This window comes from Pseudomonas sp. ARP3, from assembly GCF_001029595.1.
Classification (GTDB): domain Bacteria; phylum Pseudomonadota; class Gammaproteobacteria; order Pseudomonadales; family Pseudomonadaceae; genus Aquipseudomonas; species Aquipseudomonas rhodesiae.
Genome location: NZ_LEKF01000018.1, coordinates 142,546 through 156,734 on the forward strand (window position 1 = coordinate 142,546; position 14,189 = coordinate 156,734).

12 protein-coding genes are annotated in these 14,189 nt (G+C 57.8%); 3 read left to right on the plus strand and 9 right to left on the minus strand.

Going from position 1 to position 14,189, the window contains the following annotated elements; all coding sequences use genetic code 11:
• Positions 1 to 100: 100 nt before the first annotated feature.
• From rpoD to rpsU, 3 genes are all read right to left on the minus strand, one after another.
• The gene (gene rpoD / locus ABX75_RS19825) at positions 101 to 1,951 is read right to left on the minus strand and encodes an RNA polymerase sigma factor RpoD (protein WP_034101087.1); all 1,851 of its coding nucleotides are present in this window, start codon (positions 1,949 to 1,951) and stop codon (positions 101 to 103) included.
• Between the two features lie 67 nt (positions 1,952 to 2,018).
• The gene (gene dnaG, locus ABX75_RS19830) at positions 2,019 to 3,992 is read right to left on the minus strand and encodes a DNA primase (protein ID WP_034101086.1); all 1,974 of its coding nucleotides are present in this window, start codon (positions 3,990 to 3,992) and stop codon (positions 2,019 to 2,021) included.
• 442 nt (positions 3,993 to 4,434) lie between these two features.
• The gene (gene rpsU, locus ABX75_RS28630; protein WP_002551877.1) at positions 4,435 to 4,650 is read right to left on the minus strand and encodes a 30S ribosomal protein S21; all 216 of its coding nucleotides are present in this window, start codon (positions 4,648 to 4,650) and stop codon (positions 4,435 to 4,437) included.
• 202 nt (positions 4,651 to 4,852) lie between these two features.
• Between rpsU and tsaD the strand changes: the two genes are divergently transcribed.
• Positions 4,853 to 5,878: a tRNA (adenosine(37)-N6)-threonylcarbamoyltransferase complex transferase subunit TsaD gene (tsaD, locus tag ABX75_RS19840; protein ID WP_034115280.1), complete on the plus strand. Its 1,026-nt coding sequence runs from the start codon at positions 4,853 to 4,855 to the stop codon at positions 5,876 to 5,878.
• A gap of 19 nt (positions 5,879 to 5,897) precedes the next feature.
• Here tsaD and plsY read toward each other — a convergent pair whose 3' ends face one another.
• Positions 5,898 to 6,467 (minus strand): glycerol-3-phosphate 1-O-acyltransferase PlsY, encoded by a 570-nt coding sequence (gene plsY, locus ABX75_RS19845; RefSeq protein ID WP_034101082.1) that lies wholly within the window; start codon positions 6,465 to 6,467, stop codon positions 5,898 to 5,900.
• A gap of 74 nt (positions 6,468 to 6,541) precedes the next feature.
• Here plsY and folB point away from each other — a divergent pair, with 74 nt between their 5' ends.
• Positions 6,542 to 6,895 carry a dihydroneopterin aldolase gene (gene folB / locus ABX75_RS19850; RefSeq protein ID WP_034101080.1) on the plus strand — a complete coding sequence of 118 codons (354 nt, stop codon included), beginning with the start codon at positions 6,542 to 6,544 and terminating at the stop codon, positions 6,893 to 6,895.
• Positions 6,886 to 7,404, plus strand: coding sequence for a 2-amino-4-hydroxy-6-hydroxymethyldihydropteridine diphosphokinase (folK, locus tag ABX75_RS19855; RefSeq protein ID WP_047882508.1), 519 nt, complete (start codon positions 6,886 to 6,888; stop codon positions 7,402 to 7,404). Before folB ends, folK begins: the two co-directional genes overlap by 10 nt.
• On the opposite strand, the gene ABX75_RS19860 is transcribed toward folK, so the two are convergent.
• From ABX75_RS19860 to glpE, 5 genes are all read right to left on the minus strand, one after another.
• A complete protein-coding gene (locus ABX75_RS19860; RefSeq protein WP_034115278.1) occupies positions 7,399 to 8,628 on the minus strand; it encodes a multifunctional CCA addition/repair protein in 1,230 nt (409 codons plus the stop codon). The genes folK and ABX75_RS19860 overlap by 6 nt on opposite strands.
• A 63-nt stretch (positions 8,629 to 8,691) precedes the next feature.
• Complete coding sequence (locus ABX75_RS19865) at positions 8,692 to 10,257, minus strand: SpoVR family protein (RefSeq protein WP_034101076.1); 1,566 nt, start codon at positions 10,255 to 10,257, stop codon at positions 8,692 to 8,694.
• The gene (locus ABX75_RS19870; RefSeq protein WP_034101075.1) at positions 10,254 to 11,525 is read right to left on the minus strand and encodes a YeaH/YhbH family protein; all 1,272 of its coding nucleotides are present in this window, start codon (positions 11,523 to 11,525) and stop codon (positions 10,254 to 10,256) included. Before ABX75_RS19870 ends, ABX75_RS19865 begins: the two co-directional genes overlap by 4 nt.
• Positions 11,526 to 11,640: 115 nt before the next feature.
• Positions 11,641 to 13,563, minus strand: a complete 1,923-nt coding sequence (locus ABX75_RS19875; RefSeq protein WP_034101074.1) for a PrkA family serine protein kinase — start codon at positions 13,561 to 13,563, stop codon at positions 11,641 to 11,643.
• A 285-nt stretch (positions 13,564 to 13,848) separates the two neighbouring features.
• The gene (gene glpE / locus ABX75_RS19880) at positions 13,849 to 14,178 is read right to left on the minus strand and encodes a thiosulfate sulfurtransferase GlpE (protein WP_034101073.1); all 330 of its coding nucleotides are present in this window, start codon (positions 14,176 to 14,178) and stop codon (positions 13,849 to 13,851) included.
• Positions 14,179 to 14,189 lie beyond the last annotated feature (11 nt).

The window sequence follows — 14,189 nt, forward strand, 5'->3', positions numbered from 1 at the left end:
GGAATGTTTCGAGTGTAGACGGGCATTTCTCAGGAGGGGTGAAGCGGGGATTTTTATCTGGGCAAAACAAAACCCCCGGCCTGGGCCGGGGGTTCTGGTATCACTCGTCGAGGAAGGAGCGTAGATGCTCGCTTCGCGTCGGGTGGCGCAACTTGCGCAACGCCTTGGCTTCGATTTGACGGATCCGCTCGCGGGTCACGTCAAACTGCTTACCGACTTCCTCAAGGGTGTGGTCGGTATTCATGTCGATGCCGAAACGCATGCGCAGTACCTTGGCTTCACGGGCAGTGAGGCCGGACAGTACATCGCGAGTCGCTTCTTTAAGGCTCTCAACGGTGGCGACATCGATTGGCGACTGCATGGTCGAGTCTTCGATGAAGTCACCCAGGTGGGAGTCTTCGTCATCACCAATCGGGGTTTCCATGGAGATCGGCTCTTTAGCGATCTTCAATACCTTGCGGATTTTATCCTCAGGCATTTCCATGCGTTCGCCCAGCTCTTCCGGGGTCGGTTCGCGACCCATTTCCTGCAGCATCTGCCGGGAAATACGGTTGAGCTTGTTGATGGTCTCGATCATGTGCACCGGAATACGGATGGTGCGGGCCTGGTCGGCGATCGAGCGAGTGATCGCCTGACGGATCCACCAGGTAGCATAAGTCGAGAACTTGTAGCCGCGACGGTATTCGAACTTGTCCACAGCCTTCATCAAGCCGATGTTGCCTTCCTGGATCAGGTCGAGGAATTGCAGGCCACGGTTGGTGTACTTCTTGGCGATGGAGATCACCAGACGCAAGTTGGCTTCAACCATCTCTTTCTTCGCGCGGCGGGCCTTGGCCTCACCGATCGACATGCGACGGTTGATGTCCTTGATCTCGGCAATCGTCAGACCGGTTTCGGCCTCAAGCGCGCTCAGCTTCTGCTGGCAACGAATGATGTCCGGTTGCAGGCGACCGATGGCTTCAGCGTACTTCGCTTTGCCTTTGGCCAGTGCGTCGGTCCAGCTTTCGTCCACTTCGTTGCCCGGGAACTGGCGCAGGAAGTCTGTACGCGGCATGCGTGCATCACGAACACAGAGCTGCATAATTGCACGCTCTTGTGCACGCAGGCGCTCAAGAGCGCTGCGAACGCGTTCAACCAAGCCTTCGAATTGCTTCGGTACCAGCTTGATCGGCATGAACAGCTCAGCCAGTGCCAGCAGCTCGGCAATGGCCTGCTTGTTGGCGCGACCGTGCTTTTTCAGGGCCTTGCGGGTGATTTCCATTTGATCGGAAACCGCACCGAAGCGCTGGGCAGCGATGATCGGGTCCGGACCGCTTTCGACTTCTTCTTCATCGTCGCTGCTGGCTTCAGCATCGTCGTCATCGGAATCGTCGTCGGCTTTCGCGGCTTTCGCATCGACAGGCGGTGGCACTTCGGCGGCAGGCGGCGCAATGCCGTCATCCGGGTCGATGTAACCGCTCAGGACGTCGGAGAGGCGGCCACCTTCGGTGGTCACACGGGTGTACTCGGAGAGAATGTGGTCAACCGTGCCTGGGAAGTGCGCGATTGCGCCCATCACTTCACGGATGCCCTCTTCGATACGTTTGGCGATTTCAATTTCGCCTTCACGTGTCAGCAGCTCGACCGTACCCATTTCACGCATATACATGCGCACAGGGTCCGTCGTGCGACCGATATCGGTCTCCACCGCAGCCAACGCGGCGGCAGCTTCTTCAGCGGCGGCTTCGTCGGTATCGGCGTCGGCCAGCATAAGGGAATCCTTATCTGGCGCAGTTTCGAATACGTTGATCCCCATGTCGTTAATCATGCGGATGATGTCTTCCACCTGCTCTGGATCTGAAATATCCTCAGGCAGGTGGTCGTTGACCTCCGCGTAAGTCAGGTAACCCTGCTCACGACCCAGTGTGATCAACTCTTTGATACGAGACTGCTGTTGCGCTTTTCCGGACATAACACCCTATCCACTGAAGGTCTTGGCGGGCAAAAAACAAGCCGAGGATTATACCCGAGCTATGACCTCACACGCCAGCTGAGGTCGGGTTTGATGCGGAAACATTCTGTTTTAAGAGGTCGCGCATCTGTTTTGCTATCTGAATTTGCTCTTCAGCCGATAATCCAGGCTGCCTTGCTCTCTTGATAAGTTCATCGAGGGTCTGCGTATGCTGACCCGCGGATAACCTAGTAATGGTGTCTAAAAACTGTTGTTCAAGGTTATCGCCGTCAATTAGCCACTCCTTTTCCGCGAGCGCTTTCAACAGTCGGCCTTGTTCGGTGCCATGCCAACGAGCCATCAGCTGAATGGAGTTTAGCTTAGGATTTTTCTGCATCGCCTCGATCAGTGCGATCAGTACCTGGGCGTAAGTGTTGCTCTCGTTGGCAAAATGATCCGCACTTTCAACCTTGCCCGCCAATTGCGGGTGGTGAATTAGTGTGCGCAGGGCAATCAGCGTTGGCGCTTCTACAGCGACCGGGGTGCGCGGGGCATATGCCTCATCGCGATCACCGCGTTTACCGTTCTTGTTCCAGGGTTTCTTGTTGTCCCACTTCTTGCCGCCGGCGCCGGGTTTTTTTGGTATCCATTCCTGCTGCGGGGCATATGCCTCCTGCTGTGGATGGAAGTCGGCATAGTCAGGCATGGCGTCATAGTCCATGCCGGGGTCGTAGGCGGGCGGGGTATCCTGCGGTGCGTTATGGACCAGTTGGCTCACGGCTTCGCCGCTGAGTCCGGTGATTTCCAAAAGGCGCTGGCGCATCAAGGTGCGCAGGTTAGCGCCGGGCACTTTGTCGATCAGCGGCGCTGCGAGGGTGGCCATGTGGGCCTTGCCTTCGAGGGAGCGCGGGTCGGCTTCTTCAGTCAGTTGTTGGAAGAAATAGTCCGCCAGCGGCTGCGCGTGTTGATTGATGCGTGCGCGGAAGGCGTCGGTGCCTTCGGAACGCACCAGGGTGTCCGGGTCTTCGCCTTCGGGCAAGAACAGGAAGCGTGCGCGTCGGCCATCTTGCAGGCTCGACAGTGTGGCTTCGAGTGCGCGCCAAGCCGCATTGCGGCCAGCCTGATCGCCATCGAAGCAGAACAATACGCTGGGCACCACGCGAAACAGGCGTTTCATGTGCTCTTCGCTGGTGGCGGTACCCAAGGTGGCGACGGCGTTGCGCAGGCCTTGTTGGGCGAGGGCGATTACGTCCATGTAACCTTCAACCACGATGATTTCGTCAAGGTTGCGGTTGTTTTTGCGCGCCTCGAACAGCCCGTACAACTCCTGGCCTTTGTGGAAGACCGGCGTTTCCGGGGAGTTCAGGTACTTGGGTTTATCGTCGCCGAGTACGCGGCCACCGAAAGCGATGATCCGTCCGCGGCTGTCGCGGATCGGGAACATCACTCGATCGCGAAAACGGTCATAGCGCTTGCCGGTCTCGGCGTTTTCCACCAGTAGGCCGGCGTCAATCATGGCTTTCTGTTGCAGGGTGTCGCTGCTCAGGTGTTTGTACAGGTTGTCCCACCCCGGTGGGGCGAAGCCAAGCCCGAAGTCGCGGGCGATTTCACCGGTGAGGCCGCGCCCCTTGAGGTAGTCAACGGCCGCTTTACGCTGTGGGTGGCTTTTAAGCGCCTGACGATAAAAGTCGGCAGCGGCCGTCAGCAGCGGGTACAGCGGCGAATCGGTGGGCTGTCGCGGTTTGTGCGGGCGGCCACTTTCTTCGCGGGGGATTTCCATGCCGGCGGCTTTGGCCAGTTCCTCGACGGCCTGGGGGAAGTCCAGGTTGTCGTGGTCCATGATAAAGCCGAGGGCATTGCCGCCTGCGCCACAGCCGAAGCAGTAGTAGAACTGCTTGTCGGGGCTGACGCTGAAGGATGGGGTCTTTTCTTTGTGAAATGGGCAGCAGGCGGTGTAGTTCTTGCCGGCTTTCTTCATTTGCAGGCGCGAGCTGACAACATCGACGATGTCGGTGCGGTTCAGAAGGTCGTCAATAAAGCTCTGGGGAATTAGCCCGGCCATGGCGTTCTCGTCATCACTGCGTGTAAATGAGGGCCCATGAAGTATTCAAGCGCACGTCAGGTGGCTTGATCATCAATTCTCTGCTTGGACTGTCAGGAAGTGTATCTGCCGAACATTCGCTGACGTTAGTGTCTATCAGTCTTCGGCTTGGAAATGTCGCCCAGGCATCCGGTCTTGGCCAATGGTGGCCTCGGAAGCTCGGTGATGGGCACAGCCGACACGGTCGATCGCCTGTTTATAAAAATAAGTGTGCTCGTCAGTAGCCTTGTTAGGCTCGTCAGAAGAGACGTGCACCGCTGGCAGAAGAGCCAGTCCTGACGTGTGAAGCAGTGTCTCGGTCGCATGTGCGGCGTCGACGATGAAGCATCAAGCGTTATCCGCAAATGCCATTAGCCCGGCTGAGGGCCGGGCTTGGCAGAAGCTTGCTACGATCGTCTGTGTATTAGTACAGACGAACGGCGCGGCGCTGTTCGCGCTGAACTTTCTTGGCGTGACGCTTAACAGCGGCTGCTGCTTTACGCTTACGCTCAGAAGTTGGCTTCTCGTAAAATTCGCGGCTACGAACTTCAGCCAGTACACCGGCTTTTTCGCAGGAGCGCTTGAAACGACGCAGAGCTACGTCGAAGGGTTCGTTCTCTTTAACTTTGACGGCTGGCATCCAGAGCTACCTTCTTTCATTACCGGGATCAACGTTCTCGTCGCAAACAATTCACGGCTGAGGTCGTCGGTTTTTAAGGGTTGCGGATGTTAACCCCTCATTGCCCGGAATGCAAAGCCTCTGATCGAAAACCGCTAGTCGGGAAGTGGAGCGGCGACTATTATGCGCGCCTTCGAATTCAGCCTCTACAAGGCGCAAACCCATGCTAGTACTGGGACTTGAAACCTCCTGCGACGAAACCGGTGTCGCACTTTACGACAGTGAACGCGGGCTTTTGGCCGACGCACTGTTCAGTCAGATCGACTTGCATCGCGCCTATGGCGGCGTGGTGCCGGAACTTGCCAGTCGTGATCACGTCAAGCGCATGCTGCCGCTGATTCGCCAGGTGTTGGCCGAGGCCGGTTGTGTGCCGACCGAGATTGACGCGATTGCCTACACCGCCGGCCCTGGATTGGTCGGAGCCCTGCTGGTTGGGGCCTCTTGCGCCCAGGCATTGGCTTTCGCCTGGGGCATTCCGGCCCTCGGAGTGCACCATATGGAAGGCCATTTATTGGCCCCGATGCTGGAAAAAGCACCGCCACAGTTCCCGTTCGTCGCTTTGTTGGTATCCGGCGGTCATACGCAGCTGGTTCAGGTGGACGGCATCGGCCAATACACCCTCCTCGGCGAGTCCTTGGATGATGCGGCCGGCGAAGCTTTCGACAAGACCGCCAAGATGATGGGCCTCAATTATCCCGGTGGACCGGAAATCGCCCGCCTCGCCGAAAAGGGCGTCGCCGGTCGCTACACGTTCCCGCGGCCCATGTGCGATCGCCCGGGCCTGATGTTCAGCTTCAGCGGCTTGAAAACCTCCGCGCTCAATACCTGGCAGCAAAGCATCAGCGCCGGGGACGACAGCGAACAAGTCCGTTGCGACATCGCGCTGGCGTTCCAGCAGGCCGTGGTGGAGACTTTGACCATCAAGTGCAAGCGCGCCCTCAAGCAAGCGGGCATGAAACGTCTGGTGATCGCCGGCGGCGTCAGCGCCAACAAGGCGTTGCGCAGTTCTCTGGAAAAAATGCTCGGCGATATGAAGGGCGATGTGTTCTACGCCCGCCCTGAATTCTGCACCGATAATGGCGCGATGATTGCCTATGCCGGTTGCCAGCGTTTGCAGGCGGGGCAGCATGAAAGCCTGGCGATCAGCGTGCAGGCGCGCTGGCCGATGGAGCAGTTGTCGCCTTTGTAACGGGGGTGTGAACCGGTATTTAAAAATGCCGTTCGCGCCCAGCAAACAGGTCGCGTAAATTGCCGCGATGGCGCCAGACGATCAGCAGCGTCAACACGCTCATCGGTAATAGCGCCGCCGGTTCCTGCCAGGCCAGCAACGGCAAGGTCAGGGGCGTGGCGATCAGCGCTGCCAGCGAGCTGGTGCGGGTCAGGTAGAACGTCAGCAGCCAGGCCAGTACGGCCAGTAGCGCCGCCGGCGGGTAGATCCCCAGCAGCATGCCGGCCGCCGTAGCGACACCTTTGCCGCCGCGAAAGCGAAAGTACAAGGGAAACAGATGGCCGAGTACGGCACATACGCCCACCCAGGCCTGTTGTTGCAGGGTCAGGCCGGCAAGGCTGGCGATCAGCACGGGCAACAGGCCTTTGCACACATCGCCTAGTAATGTCAGGACCGCAAGTTTTTTGCCGGCCAGACGCAGCATATTGGTAGCGCCGGCATTGCCGGAGCCACCCATTCGCGGATCGGGATTTCCCGTCAGGCGGCTGAGCAAAATGGCGAAGGACAGCGAGCCGAGCAGGTAGGCGAGAATCGCCAGTGACCAAAACATGCTAACTATTCCGGGCGAGGACGCCCTGATTCTAACGGGGCATCGCGCCCTTGTCGTGCTGCGGAGAAGAGTGCTTGGACAGAGTGTTTATCGAAGGCCTGGAAGTCGACACCGTGATCGGGGCCTACGACTGGGAGCGCGGCATCCGACAATGCCTGCGTCTGGACCTGAGCTTCGCCTGGGACAATCGCCCGGCCGCGGCCGGTGACGACCTGACCCTGGCGCTGGACTACGCGAGCGTATCCGCACGGATCCAGGCGTTCGCCGAGCAATCCCAGTTCCAGTTGGTGGAAACCTTTGCCGAGCGTCTGGCCGAAGTCTTGATGGGCGAATTCCAGATTCCCTGGCTGCACCTCAAATTGACCAAGCCCGGAGCCGTCCCGGCCGCCAAGGGTGTCGGCGTGGAGATCGAGCGCGGATGTCGCTAACTCAGATTTACCTTGGCCTTGGCAGCAATATCGAGCGCGAACGCCACTTGCGCGCGGGGCTGGATGCGCTGGCGGGCTTTCTGGTGGATGTACGCTGTTCGGCAGTGTTCGAGAGCCAGCCGGTCGGTATCAAGAGCGGGCCGTTCTTCAACCTGGTGGTGTCGGCGTATACCGACCTGCCGTTGAAGGAGCTGGATCGCCGACTGAAGTTGATTGAAGCGGATAACGGTCGCTATGCGCCGGATCGCAAAGGGTTGCCCCTGGATATCGATGTGCTGTTGTACGGCGAACTGGTGGGCAACTTTGACGGTTTGGTGCTGCCGCGAGCGGAAATCCTGAAAAACGCCTTTGTGTTATGGCCGCTGTCATTGATGGCGCCGGATCGCCTACACCCCGAAGCGGGCAAGACGATGGCGCACTTATGGCGCGATTCGCATATCGATCAGGTGCTGGCGCCGGTTGCATTTGAATGGCGGGGCCAGCCATTGACGCCGAGCGCGCTGTTATAAAGCGCGCTGTTCCTTGTAAGCCTTGAGTGTCTTGAGTCTTTCCCGCTTGAGCGCTTCACCCAGTTCAGGGCCCTTGAAACCTTTCTCCAGCAGCGGCGCCACCGCAACGCTACGTGCCGCTTGCGCCGCACCGCGCAGATAATCCGCCTGTGGATAACTGCGTTGCTCAAGGCCTTTGCGACCACGGGCGTCCATTTCGCAGGCGACCACGAACTCTTCGAAACGCTGCGGCCGGCGATACACGTCAAAACTCTGCAACAACTCCAGCAGTGTTGAGGCTTTCAGCTCCAGGGCGCGATGGCCGTGGGTGTGATATTGGCCGACCAGCAGCGCCAGCTCCTGGCAGTCCCGCGGCACTTTGAAGCGTTCATTGACCGCCTTGATTAGCTTCAGCCCCCTATGCTCGTGGGCAATGTGCTGCGGCAACTTATCCACAGGTGTCAGACCTTTACCCAGATCGTGGAGCAAGCAGGCCCAGCGAACGGTCAACGGTTGCCGATGCAGAGCGGCCTGTTCCAGCACGCTGAGGGTATGCACGCCGGTGTCGATTTCAGGATGGTGTGCCTCGGGCTGCGGTACGCCGAACAGGGCGTCGACTTCAGGCATCAGGGTTTTCAGCGCGTTGCAGTCGCGCAGTACCTGAATAAACACCTGAGGCTGATCTTCCATTAATGCGCGGGAGATTTCCTTCCAACTGCGTTCAGGGGTCAGAGCTTCCAGTTCTCCGGACTCGCTGAGTTGGCGCATTAGCGCGAGGGTTTGCGGTGCGACTTTGAAACCCAGATGTGCATAACGCGCGGCGAACCTTGCTACGCGGAGCACTCGCAGGGGATCTTCGGCGAACGCCGGGGAAACATGGCGCAGGACGCGGGCTTTCAGGTCTTGCTGGCCGTTGTAAGGGTCGATCAGGTTGCCGTCATCGTCCTCCGCCATGGCATTGATGGTCAGGTCGCGGCGAATCAGGTCTTCTTCCAGCGTAACTTCTGGGCTTGCATGGAACACAAAGCCGCCATAACCCCGGCCACTCTTGCGTTCGGTGCGGGCGAGGGCGTATTCGTCGCCGTTCTTTGGGTCCAGAAATACCGGAAAATCAGCGCCGACAGGCTTGAACCCCTTGGCCAGCATCTCTTCGGTGGTCGCGCCGACAACGACGCGGTCAATGTCAGTGACGTCGATGCCCAGCAAGCGGTCGCGCACTGCGCCGCCAACTTTGTAGATCTTCATGAAAAAGCCTCCATTAGCTGCACAGGATACCGTCTGTGCCTGACCGATGGAGGCTTTGCTGCTTCAGAGATGCACGACGGCCATGTCCAGGCGGCCATAGTCGTTGTCATTGTGATCGCTGCGCGGCGGGACATGGTGGGTTTTCATGACCTGATCGCCTTGTAAGGTTTCCAGATGGATGTCGAAACCCCATAGCCGATGCAGGTGCTTGAGGACTTCATCGGTGGAGTCGCCCAACGGTTTGCGATCGTGCTGTTGATGACGCAACGTCAGCGAACGGTCGCCGCGTACATCAATGCTGTAGATCTGCACATTGGGTTCGCGATTGCCCAGGTTGTATTGCGCGGCCAGGGTTTCGCGGATGATGCGGTAGCCCGGTTCGTCATGGATGGCCGGTACCACCAGATCGTCCTTGAGATCGTCATCCAGAATGCTGAACAGCTTGAGGTCGCGGATCACCTTGGGTGACAGGTACTGCAGGATAAAACTCTCATCCTTGAAGCTGCTCATGGCGAACTTGATCGTGGACAGCCAGTCACTGCCCGCGATTTCCGGGAACCAACGACGGTCCTCCTCGGTGGGGTTTTCGCACATGCGCCGGATATCGCGGTACATGGCAAAGCCCAGCGCATAGGGGTTGATGCCGCTGTAATAGGGACTGTCGAAACCCGGCTGGAACACCACGCTGGTGTGGGAAGTGAGGAACTCCATCATAAAGCCGTCGGTAACCAGGCCTTCATCATAAAGGTCGTTCATCAGCGTGTAGTGCCAGAAGGTTGCCCAGCCCTCGTTCATTACCTGGGTCTGGCGTTGAGGGTAGAAGTACTGGGCGATCTTGCGCACGATACGCACGATTTCTCTTTGCCAGGGCTCCAGCAGCGGCGCGTGTTTTTCGAGGAAATACAGGATGTTTTCCTGGGGTTCGGCGGGGAAGCGCGCATTATCCTTATCGTTATTTTTGCCGGCGCGTTTTGGAATCGTGCGCCATAGATCATTGATCTGTTTCTGCAAATGCTCTTCGCGCTCTTTCTGGCGCAGGCGCTCTTCCTCGGCGGAAATCGGATAAGGCCGTTTGTAGCGGTCGACCCCGTAGTTCATCAGGGCATGGCAGGAGTCGAGCAGATCCTCCACCGCATCGATGCCGTGCCGCTCCTCGCATTGCATGATGTACTGCTTGGCGAACACCAGGTAATCAATGATTGAACTGGCATCGGTCCAGGTGCGGAACAGGTAATTGCCCTTGAAAAAACTGTTATGCCCATAGCAGGCGTGGGCCACGACCAGCGCCTGCATGCAGATGGTGTTTTCTTCCATCAGATAAGCGATGCAGGGGTCGGAGTTGATGACGATTTCGTACGCCAGGCCCATCTGGCCACGACTGTAGGACTTTTCGGTGCTGAGGAAGTGTTTGCCGTATGACCAATGGTGGTAGCCCAGGGGCATGCCGACCGAGGCATAGGCGTCCATCATTTGTTCGGCGGTGATCACCTCGATCTGGTTGGGGTAAGTGTCCAGGGCATAACCCGCCGCAATACGGCTGATTTCCCGGTCATAGGCCTGGATCAGTTCAAAGGTCCATTCGGACCCGGTGGAGAGGGGTTGGCGCTTAGTCTCTTTTTTGGCGGTCATGTCACTAACCTGCGCTGGAAGAGTTCACGGAAGACCGGGTAGATATCGCCGGCCGAGACCAATTGCTGCTGGGCGAACGTGTCGGCAAACGCTTCGCCGATACGCTCGTATTCGAACCACAGGGCCTGGTGCTCACGGGGGGTAATTTCGACGTAAGTGTAGTACTGCACGAACGGCATGATCTGGTTGATCAGAATGTCACGGCAGATCGGTGAATCGTCGTTCCAGTTATCACCGTCCGAGGCCTGGGCGGCGTAGATATTCCATTCGTTGGCCGGGTAGCGCTCGGCCATGATCTCCTGCATCAGCTTCAAGGCACTGGACACAATGGTGCCGCCGGTTTCACGCGAGTAGAAAAACTCCTCTTCGTCGACTTCCCGCGCGCTGGTGTGATGGCGGATAAACACAACGTCGATCTTGTCGTAGTTCCGCTTGAGAAACAGGTACAGCAGGATAAAGAAACGTTTGGCGATGTCCTTGGTGGCCTGGGTCATGGAGCCGGACACGTCCATCAGGCAGAACATCACGGCCTTGGAGCTGGGATTGGGTTGTTTGACCAGCAAGTTGTATTTCAAATCGAACGTATCGAGAAACGGCACGCGGTGAATGCGTGCACTGAGTTTTTCGATTTCTGCCTCTATCTCCTGGATATCACCGAAGTTGTCCGGCTCATCCCGCTTCAAGCGCGCCAGTTCCTCTTTGGCCTGCTTCAGCTTGGCGCGGCTACTGCCTGACAAGGCGATCCGCCGCGCGTGAGCTGAGCGCAGGGTGCGGATGATATTGATCCGTGAGGGGTTGCCTTCGTTGCTGATGCCGGCGCGTACGGTCTTGAAGGTGTCGGTGCCGGTCAGGTTGCGTTTTACCAGGTTAGGCAGTTCCAAATCCTCGAACATGAATTCGAGAAACTCCTCCTGAGTGATCTGGAACACGAACTCATCCATGCCCTCACCGGAGTTGCCGGCTTTGCCCGGGCCCTTGCCGCCGCCACCGCCTGGGGGACGCTGGATATGCTCACCCGTGGTGAACTCCTTATTGCCAGGATGCACGACGGTCTGTTTGCCGCCTCTGCCGTGGTGCAGGACGGGTTCGTCGATGTCACGTCCTGGGATGCTGATTTGTTCGCCGTGCTCCATGTCCGTGATGGAACGGCGGCTGACGGCTTCTTCAACCGCCTTTTTAATGTGGTCACGGTAACGCCGCAGAAAACGCTGGCGGTTTACCGTGCTCTTGTTCTTGCCATTGAGGCGTCGGTCGATCACATAGCTCATGGGGCCCCTCCGGGGAGCTTCAAGTCGTGAGCTTCAAGCCGCAAGGCAGAGCCCACTGACGGGCTCTGTCGCTTTTCCCTTGCCGCTTGTCGCTAGAAGCTTACAGCTGCTTCTCTCACTGCGATTTCCGGACCCGCAGGTACCATTCCGAAAGAAGGCGTACCTGTTTGTCGGTATAGCCACGCTCGACCATTCGAGTAACGAAGTCGTTGTGTTTTTGCTGATCCTCCTTGCTGGCCTTGGCATTGAAACTGATGACCGGCAGCAGATCCTCGGTGTTGGAGAACATTTTCTTCTCGATAACCACCCGCAGCTTCTCGTAGCTGAGCCAGGTAGGGTTCTTGCCGTTGTTGTTGGCACGGGCGCGCAGTACGAAATTGACGATTTCGTTGCGGAAATCCTTCGGATTGCTGATGCCGGCCGGTTTTTCGATTTTTTCCAATTCCTCGTTGAGCGCTACGCGGTTGAGAATTTCGCCGGTTTCGGGGTCGCGGTACTCCTGATCCTGGATCCAGAAGTCCGCATACAACACGTAGCGGTCGAAGATGTTCTGGCCGTATTCGCTGTAGGACTCCAAGTACGCAGTCTGGATTTCCTTGCCGATAAACTCGATATAGCGCGGTGCCAGGTATTCCTTGAGGAATCGCAGGTAACGTTCGCGGGTTTCGGCCTGGAACTGCTCCTGTTCGATCTGCTGTTCCAGCACATACAGCAGATGTACCGGGTTGGCGGCAATCTCGTGGGGATCGAAGTTGAACACTTTGGACAGGATCTTGAACGCGAAGCGGGTCGACAGGCCATTCATGCCCTCGTCTACTCCAGCGGAGTCGCGATATTCCTGAATAGACTTGGCCTTGGGGTCGGTGTCCTTGAGGTTTTCGCCGTCGTACACCCGCATTTTTGAGTAGATGTTGGAGTTTTCCGGCTCTTTTAGCCGTGACAGCACGGTGAACTGGGCCAGCATCTTCAGGGTGTCGGGCGCGCAATGAGCCTTGGACAAGGAGCTGTTGAACAGCAGCTTGTCGTAGATCTTGATCTCATCACTGACCCGCAGGCAGTACGGCACCTTGACGATGTAGATCCGATCGATGAACGCCTCGTTGTTCTTGTTATTGCGGAAGGTGTGCCATTCCGATTCGTTGGAGTGGGCCAGCAGGATGCCTGTAAATGGAATGGCGCCCAGGCCTTCGGTACTGTTGTAGTTGCCTTCCTGGGTCGCGGTAAGCAGTGGGTGCAGCACCTTGATCGGTGCCTTGAACATTTCCACGAACTCCATCAGGCCCTGGTTGGCCCGGCACAATGCGCCTGAGTAGCTGTAAGCGTCGGCGTCGTTCTGCGGGAATTCTTCCAGTTTGCGGATATCGACCTTGCCCACCAATGCGGAAATATCCTGGTTGTTCTCGTCCCCCGGTTCAGTCTTGGCCACGCCGATCTGATTGAGGATCGATGGATAAAGCTTCACCACGCGGAACTGGCTGATATCGCCGCCGAACTCGGCCAGGCGTTTGGTGGCCCAGGGCGACATGATGGTATTGAGATAGCGCCGTGGTATGCCGAAGTCTTCTTCGAGGATTGCGCCATCTTCCGTAGCGTTGAACAAGCCAAGAGGCGATTCGAACACCGGCGAACCCTTGATGGCGTAGAAGGGCACTTTCTCGATCAGTTGTTTTAGCTTTTCTGCCAGGGACGACTTGCCGCCGCCGACGGGGCCGAGCAGGTAGAGGATCTGTTTCTTCTCTTCCAGGCCTTGGGCGGCGTGGCGGAAGTAGGAGACGATCTGATCGATGCACTCTTCCATGCCATGGAAGTCTTCAAAGGCCGGGTAACGGCGGATCACCTTGTTGGAAAATATTCGCGACAGACGCGAATTGTTCGAGGTGTCTACCAGCTCCGGCTCACCGATGGCCAACAGCAGGCGCTCGGCGGCGGATGCGTAGGCACTGCGGTCCTGCTTGCACAGCTCGAGATACTCTTGAAGCGTGAGTTCCTCCTGCTGTGTGGATGCGAAGCGTTGTTGGAAGTGGCTAAAAATACTCATGACGTCGTCACCTCGCTCGATACGTGGAGCCGACGCCGGATCAATCAGTCGATGCTGGCAACCATCGACGATCGCCAATGGTTGTTTTCCCCCCAGAACACCCTGAAACGTTACCGATGACCCGCACGCCGGTGTACCGGCTCTCCCCTGATTCGGATGGCCTGCGCTTAAGGATAGTTCGGAATCGGAGAGGTCAAGGCGCGATACGTAATTAGTTTGACCGCGCCGTTCGTCAGAAACGGCGCGAGCCCAAGCGTCACGCGGGGTAGCGGGGTGTGAAAAAAATTATTGCGAATCGACTGATGCGATGTCTGCAGGAAAGGTCGCACGCCACAGCTCAAACCCGCCATCCAGGCTATAGACGTCGGAGAAGCCTTGATTGACCAGATACGCGGCTGCGCTCTGGCTGGAGTTACCGTGGTAGCACGCCACGATCACCGGTGCGTCGAGGTCGGCGTCGCGGATAAAGTCAGCGATGTTGACGTTGTCCAAGTGCTTGGCGCCAGCAATGTGCGCAGCGGCGTAGGTCGGCTGGTCACGGATATCGACTACTACCGCGCCTTGCTCGCGCAGGGCCTGGGCTTGTTCGGGAGGGATACGTTTGAATTCGCTCATGGCGGGCTCCT

Bases quoted from the DNA above. Each gene is read 5' to 3' on its own strand.
- dnaG (WP_034101086.1), bottom strand. From the start codon at position 3,992: ATGGCCGGGCTAATTCCCCAGAGCTTTATTGACGACCTTCTGAACCGC.
- plsY (WP_034101082.1), bottom strand. From the start codon at position 6,467: ATGTTTTGGTCACTGGCGATTCTCGCCTACCTGCTCGGCTCGCTGTCC.
- ABX75_RS19870 (WP_034101075.1), bottom strand. From the start codon at position 11,525: ATGAGCTATGTGATCGACCGACGCCTCAATGGCAAGAACAAGAGCACG.
- folK (WP_047882508.1), top strand. From the start codon at position 6,886: ATGTCGCTAACTCAGATTTACCTTGGCCTTGGCAGCAATATCGAGCGC.
- ABX75_RS19860 (WP_034115278.1), bottom strand. From the start codon at position 8,628: ATGAAGATCTACAAAGTTGGCGGCGCAGTGCGCGACCGCTTGCTGGGC.
- rpoD (WP_034101087.1), bottom strand. From the start codon at position 1,951: ATGTCCGGAAAAGCGCAACAGCAGTCTCGTATCAAAGAGTTGATCACA.
- ABX75_RS19875 (WP_034101074.1), bottom strand. From the start codon at position 13,563: ATGAGTATTTTTAGCCACTTCCAACAACGCTTCGCATCCACACAGCAG.
- glpE (WP_034101073.1), bottom strand. From the start codon at position 14,178: ATGAGCGAATTCAAACGTATCCCTCCCGAACAAGCCCAGGCCCTGCGC.
- tsaD (WP_034115280.1), top strand. From the start codon at position 4,853: ATGCTAGTACTGGGACTTGAAACCTCCTGCGACGAAACCGGTGTCGCA.
- ABX75_RS19865 (WP_034101076.1), bottom strand. From the start codon at position 10,257: ATGACCGCCAAAAAAGAGACTAAGCGCCAACCCCTCTCCACCGGGTCC.
- rpsU (WP_002551877.1), bottom strand. From the start codon at position 4,650: ATGCCAGCCGTCAAAGTTAAAGAGAACGAACCCTTCGACGTAGCTCTG.